This is a genomic window from Citrobacter sp. R4, from assembly GCF_026719175.1.
Classification (GTDB): Bacteria; Pseudomonadota; Gammaproteobacteria; order Enterobacterales; family Enterobacteriaceae; genus Citrobacter_A; species Citrobacter_A sedlakii.
On the sequence record NZ_JAPPSU010000002.1, the window covers coordinates 114,353 to 130,740 of the forward strand.

Genomic DNA, 16,388 nt, shown 5'->3' on the forward strand with positions numbered 1-16,388 from the left:
TCCTGTTCACCTGGCGGGATAATCGCGATTAATCCACGTGTGATCGTCTTCCCAGGTGAACATCCATTTGCGCACCGGCCCGGCCATCACGTTGAGGTAATAGCTGTCATACCCGGCCATCGTCGCCACCGGATGGTAGCCCTTCGGCACCATGACCACGTCGCGGTTGTAGACCGCCATGCACTCGTCCAGCGTTCTGTCATCGGTGTAGACGCGCTGCATGCAGAACCCCTGCTCCGGGTTGAGGCGATGATAGTAGGTCTCCTCCAGGTAGGTCTCCTGCGGCGGGTTATCCGTATCGTGCTTGTGGCTCGGATACGAGCTGGTGCAGCCCTCGCTGGTCCACACCTCCACCACCAGCAGGCTGTCGGCGGGCTTGTCTTCCGGCAGAATGTTGTGCACGTAGCGCTGGTTGTGCCCCTTGCCGCGCGCTTCGCCGTCGATATCCTGCGGGGCAATCAGCCGCGTCGGATACGCGCCTTTGCCGGGAGCGGCGCAGACCGCCAGCTCCAGCCTCGTCAGCGCCTTCACCTGGACCGCCTCCAGCGGGGTGACGTAAACCGCCCACGGCTTGATGCGCTCGAACGGGCTCATCCGCTCCCCGATGTCGTTAAACCGCGCGGATGGCGTGCTGATGGAGGCGCGCCCGGCCACCAGCACCAGACAGCGCTCTTCGCTGACCGCGGGCAGCGTCAGCTCCTGCCCCTCCTGAAGTTCATAGGCCTCAAAGCCAACATATCCCCAGCCCGCGCCGTGGGGCGTGACGGACTGGGTGCGTCCCTCAGCGTTCGGCAGTTGCCAGCGTGATAACAGACGTGACATGACACCTCCTCAGAAAAGCCCGGCGTCGCGCGCCAGGCGGCTCAGGTTGTTATAGCCCAGACGGGCGTAGGTCAGCGGGTGAGCAATCGCCGGATCCTGCTCAGCTTCCACCACCAGCCAGCCGTGATAGTCCTGCGCTTTCAGCAGTTGCATGATTGGCGGGTAATCCACGCAGCCGTCGCCTGGCACGGTAAATACGCCGCTCAGCACCGCGTCGAGGAAGCTGGTTTTGCGGTTTTTGACGTCCGCCAGCACGTCGGCGCGCACGTCTTTGCAGTGGACGTGGTTGATGCGCGACGCCCAGCGCTGCGCCACCGCCAGCGGATCGGCCCCGGCAAAGGTCAGATGCCCGGTGTCCAGCAGCAGCCCGACCTCTTCGCCGGTATGGGTCATCAGGTTGTCCACGTCGTCGGCGGACTCAATCACCGTGCCCATATGGTGATGGTAGGCAATCTGCACTCCCTGCCGCTGTGTATAGCGCGCAAATTCGGTGAGCTTCTCGCCGTACTCCTTCCAGCGATCCTGCGGGAAGCGCGGGCGCAGGTGCACCGGCGTCTGCTGCTCGCCGTGAATGCAGCCGCTCACCTCCGCAAAGACCAGCACCTTCGCCCCCAGCTCGCGCAGCAGCGTCAGGTGCGACTGCACGGCGGCAATCTCCTCCTCCACGCTGCGCTCCAGCAGGCGGCCGGAGTACCAGCCGGAGACCAGCTGCAGGTCGTGGCGCTGCAGAATGGGGCCAAGCAGGCGCGCTTCGCGCGGGAATTTGTTGCCCAGTTCGAAACCGGCAAAACCGGCCTCTTTGCCTTCGCTCAGACAGGTCTCCAGCGGCGTCTCCGCGCCGAGCGAAGGCAGATCGTCGTTCGTCCACGTCAGCGGGTTAATGCCCAGTTGTACACTCATTGTCGTCTCCATTATGCGTGCCCGCGCTCGCGCCACCAGGCGATAAGCTGCAGGTAATTGTCCCGGATGCGCGCCACCAGTTGCGCATCGTCGATATCGTGCTTCAGCCATGCGCGGGAAGCGTCGCCGAACAGCGTGCGCCCCACGGCAAACCCCTTCACCAAATCGTGCCCCGCCGCGGCGTTAAACCCGGCGCGTAGCTGTTCGGCCGGCGCGTCCAGCCCGAGGATCACCACCCCGCGGCAGTGCGGATCCCGGCGTTCGATAATTTCGCCGAGCGACGCCCAGCCGTCGGTCGAGAGCGGCGGCAGCTTCCACCAGTCCGGGTAAATGCCCAGGTTGTAGAAGCGGGAGATGGCGCGCAGGTAAAGTTCGTCGCTGCGCGGCATGGTCGCGGGCAGGATCACCTCCAGCAGCAGCTCATGCCCGGACCGGCAGCAGGCGCGGTAGACTTCGGCAATTTTCTGCTCCTGCTCCAGGCGCAGGCCGTGGGCATCTTCCGGATGGAAAAAGACCAGGCACTTCACCACGTGCTCCTGCGGCCAGCTGATAAGCTGGGTGCCGATATTGCCGTGCTCCATTTCCAGCGGACGGGAGCCCGGCAGCTCAATGGGCCGCCCGATCCACCACCCTTCACCGGTAATGGCGTTGAGCGCATCCTGGCCAAAGGTGCCGTCGCACAGCAGACCGGCTTTGCCCTCCAGCCCGGCGCGGCTCGCCGCTTCGCGGCTGGCCTGCAGGATCAGCTGCTTCAGGGCCGGAATGCGCCCGAGCGACGCGCCGCACTGTATAGCCATATCCTCAAGCTGGCTGCGGTGATCGAAGGCCATCACGCACAGCTCCGGCCACTCGCGGCGGCGGGTGGTGACCCGGTGCAGATGGTTCAGGCGCGGATCGAGATCCGGACGCGGAACGAGCGCGGCGCGAGAGAGATAATCGTCCAGCTCGATTTTGCTCGGCATCGCCGGGGCGCAGCCGTGGCGCGAGACCACCAGCGCGCCGCAGGCGTTGGCGTAGCGGCACGCCTGCTCCCAGCCCTCGTCGTTCAGGTAGCCGCGCAGCAGGCCGGACATAAACGCGTCCCCCGCGCCGAGAACGTTCAGCACCTCCACGCGCACGCCGGTCACCGTCAGGCCGTCGTCCAGCCGTGGCGGAATGGCGCCGGTATAGACCGAGCAGCCGAGCGCGCCGCGCTTGCAGACCAGCGTGGCCTGACTCACGTCGCGCACCCTTTCCAGCGCCTGTAAGGTATCCGTGCTGCCGCCCGCAATGTGGAACTCCTCTTCGGTGCCGACAATGACGTCGAAGAGGTGCAGCACCTCCTGCAGCTCGCGGGTGACCCGATCGGCGGGAATAAAGCGCGTTTCGCCGTCGCCCAGGGAGGTCAGCCCCCACAGCACCGGGCGGTAATCGATGTCCAGCACCGTGCGCACGCCGTGACGGCGGGCATAGCCCAGCGCCGTCTGCACCGCCTCGCGGGTCTGAGGGTGAGAAAGGTGAGTCCCGGTGATGGCAAGACACCGTGCGGAGGCGATGTAGCTTTCGTCCACATCGCTGGCGGTAATCGCCATATCCGCGCAGTTATCGCGGTAAAAAATCAGAGGAAAGGTGTCCCGGTCTTTAATGCCGAGCAGCACCAGCGCCGTGAGGCGTTCTTTATCGGTGATCAGATGGCTGGTGTCGCAGCCCACCTGATTTAACTCTTCCCGCAGGAAGCGGCCCATATGTTCATCGCCCACGCGCGCCAGCATCGACGAGCGCAGGCCCTGACGCGCGGTACCGTACGCCACGTTGCCGGACGATCCGCCGAGATATTTGGCGAAGCTCGACGCATCCTCCAGGCGGGCGCCAATCTGCTGGCTGTAGAGGTCTACCGCCACGCGGCCCATGCATATCACATCAAACTGCTTTTCCACGTTGATACCTCTTCAGACAATGTCATTCACGTTCAGCCAGCGGCCCTGCTGGTGCGAGAGTGCGATGGCGTCCAGCACGCGCGACACCTTCCAGCCCTCTTCGAAGTCCGGCCACATCGGCGCGTCGGCGGCAATGCCGTCCACCAGGTCGCGCACCTCCACCGTTTTTTGGTCGTTAAAACCGATCCCGTGGCCCGCGCCCATGCAGAACGCGGCGTACTCCGGGTGTGCCGGGCCGACCAGCAACGTGCGGAACCCCTGGCGGTTGACCGGATCGTCATGCAGATAGAGCTTCAGCTCGGCCATGCGCTCCTGGGTAAAGCTGATGGCGCCTTTCGTCCCGGTGATGACGTACGACAACCCCATCTTGCGGCCACAGGCGACGCGGGAGGTTTCAATCACACCCTGCGCCCCGCCCGCAAAACGCACCATCGCGTGGGCCTGATCCTCGTTTTCGACGGCAATCATTTCCGGCGATCCGGCCTTCGCCGGGCGTTCCGGGACCACAATCTTCAGGTCGCCGCAAACCTGCTCAATCTCGCCCACCAGGTACTGGGCCATATTGACGATGTGCGCCGCGAGGTCGCCCAGCGCTCCCAGCCCGGCGGTCTCCCCGAAGCAGTGCCAGTGAATGGGCGACAGCGGGTCGGCCATATAGTCTTCGTTGTGGGTGCCGTAGAAGTGGATCACCTCGCCAATCTCGCCGCGGGCGATAATCTCCTTCGCCAGCTGCGCCGTCGGGTTTTTCATGTAGTTGAAGCCCACCAGGGTTTTCACCCCTGCCCGCCTGGCGGCGTCGACCATCTCGCGCGCGTCGTGGGCGTTCAGCGCCAGCGGCTTTTCCGAGTAAACGTGCTTGCCGTGGCGGATCGCCTCCAGCGCCATCTCTTTATGGAGATGGTTGGGCGAGCAAATATCCACCACGTCAATAGCCGGGTCGGCCACCAGCGCCCGCCAGTCTCCCGTTGAACGGTTGAAGCCAAACGCCCGGGCGCGCTCTGCCGCCAGCGTCGGGTTTACCTCGGCCACCATCTCGCGCACCAGCCTGCCGCGCAGGTTGAACACCGTCGGGGCCTGGGCATAGGCGATGGCGTGCGCCTTGCCGATATACCCGGTGCCGATTAATCCAATACGTACCTCTTTCATCACGATCCTCACAGTGCGCCGCGACGGCTCTTGGCGTAGGTGTCGAACGCCACCGCCAGAACGATAATTAATCCGGTGATAATCTGCTGGTAGTAGGCCGAGACGTTCATCAGCACCAGGCCGTTAATCAGAATACCCATGATGATGGAGCCGATGATGGTGCCGCCGATGCGCCCGTAGCCGCCCATCAGCGAGGTGCCGCCAATCACCACCGAGGCGATGACGCGCAGCTCAAAGGAGATCCCGGCGACCGCCTCGGCGCTCCCCAGACGCGCGCTGAGGATGAAGCCCGCCAGCCCCGCCAGGCAGCCAATCAGCACGTAGACGCTGACCAGCACGCGCTTCACGTTCACACCCGCCAGACGCGCCGCCTCCGGGTTGCCGCCGATGGCGTAGACGAAGCGGCCCCAGCGGGTTTTGTGCAGCGCCAGATAGCCGCCAACGGCGACGATGGCGAAGATCCAGATCGGAATGGAGATGCCGAGCAGCTCCCCGCGCCCCCACCAGCGGTAGCCCTGATCGAAACCGGCGATCGGCGCGCCGTCGTTAATCACCAGGGTCAGGCCGCGCCAGATGGTCATCCCCCCGAGGGTGACGATGAACGGCGGCAGGCGCAGGCGGGTGACGCCCAGACCGTGCAGAAAGCCAATCGCCGTGCCCATCGCCAGGCAAATTCCCAGCCCAATCAGCCAGCTCATGCCGCCCCAGGCGTTCGGGTCGACGGTGGTAAAGTTGTCGCCTTTAATCACGTACGCCGCGGTCATGGCGCACACCGCCAGAATGGAGCCGACGGAGAGGTCGATCCCGGCGGTCAGGATGACGAAGGTCATCCCCACGGCCATGATCCCGTAGATAGAGACTTCGGTCAGAATGTTGAAAATATTGCGTTCAGAGAAAAAGTTGCTGTTCTGCGACTGGAAGAAGATCAGCAGCAGGATCATGAAAATCAGCACCCCGAAGCGCTCGAAGAAGGCGATGGGATCGATGCGTCCGGCGCGTTTCACCGGGGCCTGCGTTTTAGAAATCATCTGCGTCATGAGAAACTCCGTTATGCCGCGTTCAGGGCGTTGTGGTTGATGGCCATCATCGTCATCAGCCGTTCTTCGTTAGCGTCGTCGCCGTGGATCTCGCCGGTCACCCGGCCTTCGCTGAGGGTGATGATCCGGTCGGACACCGCCATCACTTCAGGCAGATCGGAGGAGATCACGATCACCGCCACGCCCTTTTTCGCCATGTCAAACAGCACCTGGTGCACTTCCGATTTGGTCCCTACGTCGATGCCGCGCGTCGGCTCGTCGACGATCAGCACCCGAGGATTGAGCGCCATGCAGCGCGCGAGGATCACTTTTTGCTGGTTACCGCCGGAGAGCTTGCGCACCTCCTGCTCGCTGTTGACCATTTTGATCTGCAGCGCCTGGCGGTAGGACTCAATCAGGTCGTCCTCTTTGCGGGTGTTCACGAACCAGCGCCACTGCAGCAGAGACGAAAGGCACGAGAGCGACAGGTTGTCGCGAATCGACAGCCCCAGCACCGCCCCCTCTTTTTTGCGATCTTCCGGCACCAGCGCCACGCCCTGGTCGAGGGCATACAGCGGATCGCGCGGCTGGTACGGCACGCCGTCCAGCTCAAAGCTGCCCGAGGTAAACGCGTCCGCGCCAAACAGGCAGCGCGCCACCTCGGTGCGTCCCGCGCCCACCAGCCCGGCAATGCCTAACACTTCCCCGGCGTGGACGTGGAAGCTGATGTCGTGCAGGGCGATGCCGTGCGGATCCAGCGGCGGCTTTTCGCGGCTCAGCCCCTTCACCGCCAGGCGGACAGGTTTATCTTCATGGTGGGTTTCGCTGGCGGGACGACGGTTAAACGCCACGTCGCGCCCGACCATCAGGCGAATCAGTTGTTCGACGGTGGTCTCCGCCACCGCGCCGGTACCGGTGAACCGACCGTCCTGAAACACGGTGAAGCGATCGCAAAGTTGAAACACTTCGTGCAGACGGTGGGTAACGTAAATAATGCTGACCCCACGCCCCTTTAGTTCCCGCACCACGCGGTGCAAACTTTCCACTTCGCTGTCGCTCAGCGCGGCGGACGGTTCGTCCATAACGATCAGCTTCGCGTTCAGGGTTAACGCGCGGGCGATCTCCACCATCTGCTGCTGCGCGACGCTCAGGCGGGCGACGGGCGTGGTCGGGGCGACGTTCAGTTGCAGGTAATCGAGGATGACCTGCGCCTCCTGATTCACCGCTTTCTCATCAACGATCAGGTTACGCCTGCGCGGCTCGCGCCCGAGAAACATGTTCTCCGCGACGGTCATGTTGGGCAGCAGGTTGAATTCCTGATAGATGGTGATAATCCCCTTGTTCTGCCGCTCCACCGGGGAATCGTCCAGCGGCAGCGTTTCGCCGTTGAACCAGATCTCCCCGCGCGTTTGCGGCTGCGCCCCCGCGAGCGCCTTCAGCAGCGTGGATTTTCCCGCCCCGTTCTCCCCCAGCAGGGCGTGTATTTCTCCGCTGCCGACGGTCAGCTGAGCGCTGCTCAGCGCCCAGACGCCGGAAAAGCTTTTCACCAGGTCGGTCACTTTCAGTAAGGGTTGCGACATCGGTCTGCTCCTCCTTCAGAGTGCGCCGCCGCTCGCGCGGCGGCTGCGGATAGATCAGTTACCGGCCTCGCCGATGCGCTCAGCCTGCTGCAGGTTCTCTTTGGTGATCAGCGTCGGCGGGTAGTCAGCCCCGGTGATGGCGGTTTTGTCGCGCACGTTGGCCACCAACTGGCTCATCGCCGTTTTGACCGCAAAGCCCGGACGCTGATCCGCCGTCACCGCCAGCCAGCCCTCGCGCACGCGGGCCAGCGCTTCCGGTACCGCATCAAAGCCGGTCACCAGTATTTCGCCCGGCTTCACGCCCTGGCTTTGCAGGGCTTCAATCGCCCCCAGCGCCATATCGTCGTTGGCGGAGAGGATCACCTGCGGGCGTTTCGGCAGAGATGGCAGGACGCTTTCAACGATGCGCATCCCTTCTGAACGCATCCAGTTGCCGGTCTGATCGGCGACGATCTTGTATTTATCGCCACCCGCCTTCAGGCTGTCGCGGATCCCTTTGGTGCGTTCAATATTGGAGGAGGAGCCGGGCTGACCGGTGAGCAGTATGATCTCCGCACCGTTGGGGAACTTGCTTTTCACGAAGTCGCCAATCGCCTGGCCGCCTTTGTAATTGTTGGCGCCAAAGTGCGGCACTTTCTTCTGACTGTCGACGGAGCGGTCAAGGGTGACGACCGGGAGCTTCGCCTCCTGAATTTCATCCACCGCGCTGGAGACCGCGTTCACGTCGTTCGGGGAGACGATAAAGCCCTGCGCCCCGCGGGTGATGGCGTTTTCCAGGTCAGCCACCTGTTTCGGCGAGCTGCCCTGCCCGTCCAGCACCTGAAGCTGCACGCCCATCTCTTTTGCGGCCTTCACCGCCGTGCGCTGCATGTGAACTTCAAACGGCATCGCCAGATTTGGCGTACTGAAAACAATTTGCTCGTTTTCGGCGAGGGCGGCCCCGGACGTTACGGCGATGAGGGCGGCTACGATCAGTTTTTTCATTATTATGTCTCTCTGTGTAGGGTGGTGTGTTTAGAGGACGATCTCGCGCTGGCTGCGCAGTGATTCCAGCGCTTTATCCGCGAGGTACAGCGCTCGTTCGCCGTCATCGCCGCTACAATCCGGCACCGCTTCGCCGCGCAGGACCGCAACAAAGTGTTCCCATTCCGCGGCGTAAGCGGATTTGTAGCGCTGGAGGAAGAAGTGTTCCGGCAGCGCGCTGGTGCAGCCCTGTTTTCCGTAGTGCTGCACCTGGTTTTCAAGAATATTGCCCGCACAGAGCAGCCCTTCGGAACCGTGCAGCTCCAGGCGCTGGTCGTAGCCGTACGAGGAGCGGCGGCTGTTGACGATGGTCGCCATCGCGCCGGAGGCGTATTTCAGAACGATAAACGCGGTATCGATATCCTCCGCCTCGCCAATCGCCGGATCCACCAGGTTGCTGCCCTGGGCATACACCGACACCGGCTCTTCGCCCATGATGAAGCGCGCCATGTCAAAGTCGTGAATGGTCATGTCGCGGAACATGCCGCCGGAGACGCGCACGTACTCCGCAGGCGGCGGAGACGGATCGCGGGAAATAATCAGCAGCGATTCCGGTTTGCCGATGCGCCCGGCCTGGGCCTCGGTTTTCACGCGGCGGAACTGCGGGTCGAAGCGGCGGTTAAAGCCGATGAACAGCGGCACGTCGTACTCTTTGACCACCTTCAGGCAGTCGCGCACGCGGGCGAGGTCGAGGTGTACCGGCTTTTCGCAGAAGATGGCCTTGCCGTGACGGGCGGCCAGTTCAATCAGATCCGCGTGGGTATCCGTTGCCGAAGCAATCAGTACGGCATGAACGTCAGGGTCGGTCATCGCCTCCTCCAGGCTCTGCTGACGGGCCTGATACTGCATGGCGAGACGGGTGGCAAATGCCTGATTCGGGTCGACCACCGACCACAGCGTGGTCGCACTGTGGCTGGCGATGTTAGCTGCATGTACCTGGCCGATTCGGCCAGCGCCCAGTAAAGCAATGTTAAACATAACGGCTCCCGGTGTTGGTGAATGCAATGAACTAACGACCCTTTAAATAAAACATTTATTTCATTTTTATAAATAGTGAAAATTATGTTTTTGAGTGCGAGTTAACAGTTTTGAGATGAACGAGATAATTTTTGTTATCAATCTCACAACATGAGCGGCGATATACGGAAAGAACATCGCGCTCTCCCGGATGGGGAGGGCGCGGAAAACACAGGAAGAGAAAATGAAATGAAAATTTCGTTACGGCGGGAAAACTAATACTGACGCGCTTTTTTTACCTGCGCTTGCGTCAACGCGGCGGCTTCGCACACTGCGGGCGAGTCTGCCACCTGCGCATCGCCGGTTCGCCACCACGAGGCGTAATCGTGGGTCATGGTCTTCGGCAGCACCTTAATGTCCAGCAGCGTCGGGCCAGGATGGGCGCGGGACGCCGCCAGCGCCGCCAGCAGACCTGGTTCATCGTGTACCCGCCACGCGCGACAGCCGTAGCTTTCCGCGTTTTGCGCAAAATCGACCTTCACCAGCGGTCCGTCAAGTTGCCCGGTTTCCGGGTTACGGTGGCGGTTTTCGGTGCCAAAGCTCCCCATGCCGTGTCCCATCTGCAGGTTGTTAATGCAGCCGAAGCTGGCGTTATCAAACAGCAGAACGGTGACCTTAATCCCCTCCTGCACTGCGGTTTGCAGCTCGGAGTGCAGCATCATGTAGGAGCCATCCCCCACCATGGCGTATACCGGCTGTTCGGGTCTCGCAATCTTCGCGCCAATCGCGGCCGCTATCTCGTAGCCCATGCAGGAGTAGCCGTACTCCAGATGATAGGTATCGGGCGTTTTGACCTGCCAGAGGCGCTGCAAATCCCCCGGCAGCGATCCGGCTGCCCCCACCACGATGGCGTTGTCTTCAACATGCTGATTAATCAGCCCCAGCACCCGCGTCTGGGTCAGGCGGGTGTTGAGCGTCTCACCGTATTCCGCCAACTGCGCGTCCAGGTGTCCCGCCACCTCGGGCGCATCTGCCGGATGCCACTGGCGATCCCACAGGCGGCGGCACTCGTCGCGCCAGGCGGTTTTCGCCTGAGCAATCTCCTCTCCCCAGCCGCTGCGGTAATCCTTCAGCGCATGGGTCAGGGCCTGCAGCCCGGTTTGGGCATCGGCAACCAGCGCGGTGGCGTCGAGCTTCAGGGCGTCAAATTCGGCCACGTTCAGCAGCAGAAATTCGACGTCCGGATGGGCAAACAGTGCTTTGGAGCCGGTGGTAAAGTCGGTCAGGCGCGTGCCGACGCCAATTACCAGGTCGGCCTGTGGCGCAAGCTGGTTGGCCGCCAGCCCGCCGGTGACGCCAACCCCGCCCAGATTAAGCGGGTGGTCACTGACCAGCGCCCCCTTTCCGGCCTGGGTTTCGGCAAACGGCAGTTGCAGCGTCTCGACAAATTCTCGCAACGCCTCATGCGCGCCGGAATAACGTACCCCACCGCCGCACACCACCAGCGGGCGACGCTTACGGGCAATCAGTGCCCGCGCGTGTTCAAGCCGCTGGGAGTCGGGCGGTCGACGTTCAATGTGATGCACGCGACGGGCAAAAAAGCTCATCGGATAATCCCAGACCTCGCCCTGTACGTCCTGTGGCAAACAAATGGTCACCGCGCCCGTATCCGCGGGGTCAGTGAGTGCTCGCATCGCATTGAGCATGGCGCTCATCAGTTGCTCGGGGCGGTTGATGCGGTCCCAGTAGCGGGAGACAGGACGGAAGCAGTCGTTGGTGCTGATGCTGAGATCGTGATACTGCTCAATTTGTTGCAAGACCGGGTCCGGCTGGCGGCTGGCGTAGATATCTCCCGGCAGCAGCAGCAGCGGGATGCGGTTCGCGGTGGCAGTAGCTGCAGCGGTCACCATATTGGCGGCGCCCGGCCCGACGGAGGAGGTGACGGCGAAAATGCGCTGACGGCGATGCTGTTTGGCGAATCCCGTCGCCATATGGGCGATGCCCTGCTCGTTGCAGCCCTGCATTACCTGCAGATGGCCCGGATCCTGCTCCAGCGCCTGGCCGATACCCAGCACGTTGCCATGACCAAAAATGGTCGCCACGCCCTCCACGAAGGGCGTTTCGTTGCCGTCAACGCTGACATACTGTTGATTAAGGAACCGGACCAGCGCCTGGGCCATGGTCATACGTTCGGTTTGCATAACACCTCCTGTCAGCCCAGCGTCGGCATAGAGAATGCCGCGCCGCTGTCCTGCTGCATTTCCGGCCAGCGCGCGGTAATGGTTTTCATGCGGGTGTAGAAACGCACGCCGTCGTTGCCGTGGACGTTGAGCGCGCCATAGATGGAACGCTTCCAGCCGCCGAAGCTGTGGAACGCCATCGGCACCGGGATCGGCACGTTGACGCCCACCATGCCCGCCTGCACCTCTTCGCAGAAGCGGCGCGCGCAGCCGCCGTCGCGGGTGAAAATGGCGGAGCCATTACCATATTCATGGCGGTTAATCAGGTCCACCGCGCTGGCGTAATCTGCTACGCGCACCACAGAAAGCACCGGACCGAAAATCTCTTCCTTATAGATGGTCATCTCCGGGGTGACGTTATCGAACAGCGTCGGACCGACGAAATAGCCCTGCTCGTAGTCCTTCACGTGGAAGCCGCGACCGTCCACGCGCAGTTTCGCCCCTTGCGCTTCCCCGCTGTCGATGTAGCCCAGCACCTTGCTGCGGTGCGCGGCGGAGATGAGCGGCCCCATTTCGTTTTCCGGCGTCTGGTCCAGACCCGGCCCAACGCGCAGTGCGGCAATCTGTTTTTCCAGCCGGGCGCAAAGGTCATCAGCGGTTTTATCGCCCACCGCCAGCACCACCGAGAGCGCCATACAGCGCTCGCCCGCCGCGCCGTAGGCCGCGCCCATAATGGCGTTAGTCGCCATCTCCATGTCCGCATCCGGCATCAAAATGCAGTGGTTTTTCGCACCGCCCAGCGCCTGACAGCGTTTGCCGTGGGCGGAGGCGGTCTGGTAAATGTATTCCGCAATCGGCGTGGAGCCGACAAAGCTCACTGCCTGCACGCGCGGGTCGGTCAGGAGCACGTCAACGGACTCCTTATCCCCCTGTACCACGTTAAACACGCCGTCCGGCAGGCCGGCCTCTTTCAGCAGTTGCGCCAGCGCGAGCGCCAGGGAGGGATCTTTTTCCGACGGTTTCAGCACGAAGGTGTTACCGGTCGCCAGCGCAATCGGGAACATCCACATCGGCACCATCGCCGGGAAGTTAAACGGCGTGATCCCGGCGCAGACCCCGAGCGGTTGCATCAGCGAATGGCTGTCGACGCCGGTCCCCACGTTGGCGGAATGCTCACCCTTTTGCAGATGCGGGATGCCGCAGGCGAATTCCACCACTTCCAGGCCGCGGGTCAGCTCGCCCACCGCGTCGGAGAAAACCTTGCCGTGCTCTTCGCTGATGATGCGGGCCAGCGTTTCCATGTTCTCTTCGAGCAGCGCCTTGAAACGGAACATCACCCGCGCGCGCTTAAGCGGAGCCTGACGTGCCCACGCGGGAAAGGCCTGCTGCGCGGCGGCAACCGCCTGCTCAGCCTCCTGCGCCGTACTCATCACCACCTGGCGGATCTGCTCGCCGGTGGCCGGGTTGAAGATCGCCTGAACGCGCTGGCCTGAACCGGTGACACATTCGCCGTGAATAAAATTCGCTACCGTCTCCATCCTTAACCTCTCGCTGTGGGTTCGTGATTGTTACCTGAACGCTCTCTATGAAATCACTATATATGAAATAAATATTCCATTTTAAGTTGAAATAAAACAAATAGTGATTATTGTGATCAAGGATGGATTTTTATGTTAACAGCCGCAATACGCAGGATAAGCCGATCTTTCGGGGATTTCAGAGAGGGAAAAGCGTGAATCTTCTGTTTCATTTTTGCCGCGAATCGGACGTCCGACATTTAAAAGAAGCGGCTTTACGTTTAGAATCAGAAAACTAACCCAGGGGGATCAATGAGTACCGCAACCAACCTGAACGAACTGCAACAGCAAATCCGCGATCGCTACGACAGCCTGAGCAAAAGGTTGCAGCAGGTGTCCCGCTATGTGCTGGATAACACTAATAGCGTGGCCTTTGATACGGTCGCTGTCATTGCCGAGCGCGCCGGGGTGCCGCCCTCCACGCTCATCCGCTTCGCCAACGCCTTTGACTTCACCGGTTTCAATGAAATGAAACAACTGTTTCGCATGAATCTGGTTGAAGAGACCGCCAGCTACAGCGACCGCGCCCGCCTGTTTCGTGAAATGGAAAGCGAAGCGGTGCCGGAAACGCCGCTGGATATTTTGCAGGAATTCGCCCGCTCAAATGCGCAGGCGCTACAGCAGCTTGCCGCCCGTGCCGAACCGGCAATGCTGGAACAAGCGGTGCAACTGCTGGCGGAAGCCGACACTATCTATGTCGCCGGCTTACGTCGCTCGTTCAGCGTTGCCGCTTATCTGACCTACGCCCTGAGCCATCTGGCCTGCCGTCCCATACTGCTCGACGGGATGGGCGGGATGCTGCGCGAACAGATCAACCGTATTAGCTCACGCGATATCGTGGTTTCCGTCAGTTTCTCGCCCTATGCGGAAGAGACGGTGATGGTGAGCGAAACCGCGGCGAAGGCCGGCGCGCGTCAGATTGTCATCACCGACAGTCAGATAAGTCCACTGGCCACGTTCAGTGAACTCTGCTTTGTGGTGAAAGAGGCGCAGGTTGACGCGTTTCGCTCCCAGTCCGCAACGCTGTGTCTGGTACAGTCGCTGGTCGTGGCGCTGGCTTACCGGTTGGGCGACAAGGGAAGCGCCTGACCGTAAACCGGTAAAAAACGCGTTCTTCGCTCGCACGTTAGCGTGGTTCCATCGACAAGGCGCTGGCGCTGGCAGGGTCGAAAAGGGAAAGGCTTTCTATCTGATCCAGCATAATCACCTTGCGGAAGTCCATTGCGCTTCTGGGTTCTGAATCCAGCGTAATGTCATGCTCGGCGTACCATTTGCTGTAGTTGTGCTCAATGCACAGGTTCATTTTTTCCCCGTCACGATAGCCGCTCAGCATTGGAATCAGCACGATGTTGGCCGTTTTTTCATATTCCAGCGTGGCGGTATGGATCATGCCGATATAAATTCGCCGCGATTTGAGCGTCACCAGCGCCAGTTCGCCTTGTTCCATACACTGATACAGCAGTTGTTCAATACCGCTCGAGCGCGCCAGACGCTTATACAGCGTTTTCCGGTCTTCACCGTCCAGCCTGGCGCTGCCCGCCCAGTTAGAACGATAAAGGCAAAACAGGATGGCAAAGGCCAGCATCACCACCACCGGCGCCTGGATGCCGAGAAAGCTCCAGTTCATAAATTCAATTTGCCAGTCGGCATATTTCTGCGAGGTGATCTGAAAGGTATTATCAGCGGCGGGGAGCGCCAATAACAGCAGCCAGAGCAGCCCGGTAGCAAGGACGCCCTGCAACACAAAAATGCAGCCATACAGCGCCACCAGAAAATAGACATCCCAGCCAAACGATCGTTTGATCTTAAAACGTGTGGACAGATCGCGACTGGTGTACCAGTATCCGCACACCATCAGCACCATAAATATCGCCGTTCCCATGTCATGCCCTCTTCAGCGCGTTAACATGACGCTGGAAATCGTGTTGCACTTCTCTGCTTTTAAAATTAACCGAGGCATTACCGTCCTGGTCGATAATAATGCGGTCGCCATCCTCCACCGCTTCGATTATTTCCTGATGGCTCATCACCTGTAACAGCGACTCCGGGCTGGAAAAAATGGACATAAACAGGCGTTTCATTACGCAACCTCCTCATAAACAAAAAGGATAAGTCTGGTCGGCATTCGCAGCGGCTGCCTTAAGGTTATGCTGAAAAGCCCTGGTTACGTCATGCGATTAGTACAACGCGGCGCGACCAGCGCGTGCCGTTGCATGCGCGCGGGGTTAATTCACCCGCTATACCGCTTAATAATTTCGTTGCGCAATCATTAAGAAAATATTAGTAAAGTCCGAACACATACTTTCAGAATAATCAGCTTGCTTTTAAGAATTTTATACGTATATTACGATTCGCTAACATTATTCGTACAAAGAATGATCCTGCTGGAGTCCATTACAGCGGCACGTTCGCCTGTCATGTAGCCAGCGCCGTTAATGATTTTAAGGAAAAAACATGTATGTTCTTGCATTGATCTTCGCGCTCGCAGGCGGAGAGTCAAAGAGTGAAGTGATTGGCGCATACAGTACCCTCGCGCAATGCGAGGCGGCATCCGAGACAAAATCGTCCCCCACCCAATGCTTCTTTCTTGACCCGGAAAAAGGGTTAGTGGATGTGAAACAGAGCGATCGTTCAGCAACGCAAAAATAAAGCGAATTGTAATAATCGTGATATCAATAAATATCCTCTTAGCATCAAAGCGATTATTTTATTTTGTGTATGGATGCATTTAGCGTTCAGAAATCATTATTTTCATTTACAGTTTTTTCTTAAAGCCAGCGCTTCGTTGACCTGCCATGCTTAATCACGCATTTAACTGATAACGTTAAGCGAGGATATTATGAAAAAAACAACGATCGCCTTATCTGCTCTTCTGTTGGCTTCCCCAGTTTTTGCCGCGACCACACACGCCACCGATAATGACGTAGCCGCCGCGCACGAAAATGCCAATACCGCCAAAGAGAAACTGCACCAGGCGCAAAACCAGGGTGAAGAACAGCAACTAAAAGCAAAACATGCAGCCGAAGGCACCCGCAACGACCTGAGCAGTAAAGTCAGCGAAGGTTCTCAGGAAGCCTGGAATAAAACCAAAGAAGGCACCGAGAAAGGCTGGAATGCCACTAAAGAAGGCGCAGAAAAAGGCTGGAATAAGACCAAAGAAGGCGCTGCCTCGGTTGAGAAAAAGGTCAGCGAATAATTCTTCTCCCCTGACTGAAGCCGCGAAAGCGGCTTTTTTTATTTCAGGCCGCAGAACATATTTTTCGTGCGTTCC

General features: G+C 60.1%; 15 protein-coding genes. 3 read left to right on the plus strand and 12 right to left on the minus strand.

Features of this window, described 5'->3' with window-relative positions:
* Window positions 1-6: 6 nt before the first annotated feature.
* The 10 genes from iolB to OOJ60_RS06115 all read right to left on the minus strand — a co-directional run bounded on the left by iolB (window position 7) and on the right by OOJ60_RS06115 (window position 13,078).
* Window positions 7-822, minus strand: a complete 816-nt coding sequence (gene iolB, locus OOJ60_RS06070; RefSeq protein WP_205612244.1) for a 5-deoxy-glucuronate isomerase — start codon at window positions 820-822, stop codon at window positions 7-9.
* Window positions 823-831: 9 nt separating this feature from the next.
* The gene (gene iolE / locus OOJ60_RS06075) at window positions 832-1,722 is read right to left on the minus strand and encodes a myo-inosose-2 dehydratase (protein WP_205612245.1); all 891 of its coding nucleotides are present in this window, start codon (window positions 1,720-1,722) and stop codon (window positions 832-834) included.
* Between the two features lie 11 nt (window positions 1,723-1,733).
* Window positions 1,734-3,638 (minus strand): bifunctional 5-dehydro-2-deoxygluconokinase/5-dehydro-2-deoxyphosphogluconate aldolase, encoded by a 1,905-nt coding sequence (locus OOJ60_RS06080; protein WP_205612246.1) that lies wholly within the window; start codon window positions 3,636-3,638, stop codon window positions 1,734-1,736.
* A 12-nt stretch (window positions 3,639-3,650) separates the two neighbouring features.
* Entirely contained in the window at window positions 3,651-4,784 is a 1,134-nt protein-coding gene (locus tag OOJ60_RS06085; protein ID WP_205612404.1) for a Gfo/Idh/MocA family protein, read from the minus strand.
* Between the two features lie 8 nt (window positions 4,785-4,792).
* Window positions 4,793-5,821, minus strand: coding sequence for an ABC transporter permease (locus tag OOJ60_RS06090; protein ID WP_013098254.1), 1,029 nt, complete (start codon window positions 5,819-5,821; stop codon window positions 4,793-4,795).
* 11 nt (window positions 5,822-5,832) lie between these two features.
* Window positions 5,833-7,380 (minus strand): sugar ABC transporter ATP-binding protein, encoded by a 1,548-nt coding sequence (locus OOJ60_RS06095; protein WP_205612247.1) that lies wholly within the window; start codon window positions 7,378-7,380, stop codon window positions 5,833-5,835.
* Between the two features lie 54 nt (window positions 7,381-7,434).
* Entirely contained in the window at window positions 7,435-8,364 is a 930-nt protein-coding gene (locus OOJ60_RS06100) for a sugar ABC transporter substrate-binding protein (RefSeq protein WP_042288441.1), read from the minus strand.
* A 30-nt stretch (window positions 8,365-8,394) separates the two neighbouring features.
* Window positions 8,395-9,381 (minus strand): inositol 2-dehydrogenase, encoded by a 987-nt coding sequence (iolG, locus tag OOJ60_RS06105; protein WP_205612248.1) that lies wholly within the window; start codon window positions 9,379-9,381, stop codon window positions 8,395-8,397.
* A gap of 254 nt (window positions 9,382-9,635) precedes the next feature.
* Window positions 9,636-11,561: a 3D-(3,5/4)-trihydroxycyclohexane-1,2-dione acylhydrolase (decyclizing) gene (gene iolD / locus OOJ60_RS06110; protein WP_205612249.1), complete on the minus strand. Its 1,926-nt coding sequence runs from the start codon at window positions 11,559-11,561 to the stop codon at window positions 9,636-9,638.
* Between the two features lie 11 nt (window positions 11,562-11,572).
* Window positions 11,573-13,078 carry a CoA-acylating methylmalonate-semialdehyde dehydrogenase gene (locus tag OOJ60_RS06115; protein ID WP_205612250.1) on the minus strand — a complete coding sequence of 502 codons (1,506 nt, stop codon included), beginning with the start codon at window positions 13,076-13,078 and terminating at the stop codon, window positions 11,573-11,575.
* A 291-nt stretch (window positions 13,079-13,369) separates the two neighbouring features.
* Between OOJ60_RS06115 and OOJ60_RS06120 the strand changes: the two genes are divergently transcribed.
* Window positions 13,370-14,206: a MurR/RpiR family transcriptional regulator gene (locus OOJ60_RS06120; RefSeq protein ID WP_060569154.1), complete on the plus strand. Its 837-nt coding sequence runs from the start codon at window positions 13,370-13,372 to the stop codon at window positions 14,204-14,206.
* 37 nt (window positions 14,207-14,243) lie between these two features.
* On the opposite strand, the gene OOJ60_RS06125 is transcribed toward OOJ60_RS06120, so the two are convergent.
* Entirely contained in the window at window positions 14,244-14,999 is a 756-nt protein-coding gene (locus OOJ60_RS06125) for a hypothetical protein (protein WP_205612251.1), read from the minus strand.
* Window position 15,000: 1 nt separating this feature from the next.
* Window positions 15,001-15,198 (minus strand): hypothetical protein, encoded by a 198-nt coding sequence (locus OOJ60_RS06130; RefSeq protein ID WP_060569152.1) that lies wholly within the window; start codon window positions 15,196-15,198, stop codon window positions 15,001-15,003.
* 373 nt (window positions 15,199-15,571) lie between these two features.
* On the opposite strand from OOJ60_RS06130, the gene OOJ60_RS06135 reads away from it, so the two are divergent.
* Both OOJ60_RS06135 and OOJ60_RS06140 read left to right on the plus strand, forming a co-directional pair.
* Window positions 15,572-15,766 carry a DUF1482 family protein gene (locus OOJ60_RS06135; RefSeq protein WP_060569151.1) on the plus strand — a complete coding sequence of 65 codons (195 nt, stop codon included), beginning with the start codon at window positions 15,572-15,574 and terminating at the stop codon, window positions 15,764-15,766.
* A gap of 190 nt (window positions 15,767-15,956) precedes the next feature.
* Window positions 15,957-16,313, plus strand: a complete 357-nt coding sequence (locus OOJ60_RS06140; protein ID WP_060569150.1) for a hypothetical protein — start codon at window positions 15,957-15,959, stop codon at window positions 16,311-16,313.
* Window positions 16,314-16,388: the final 75 nt, after the last annotated feature.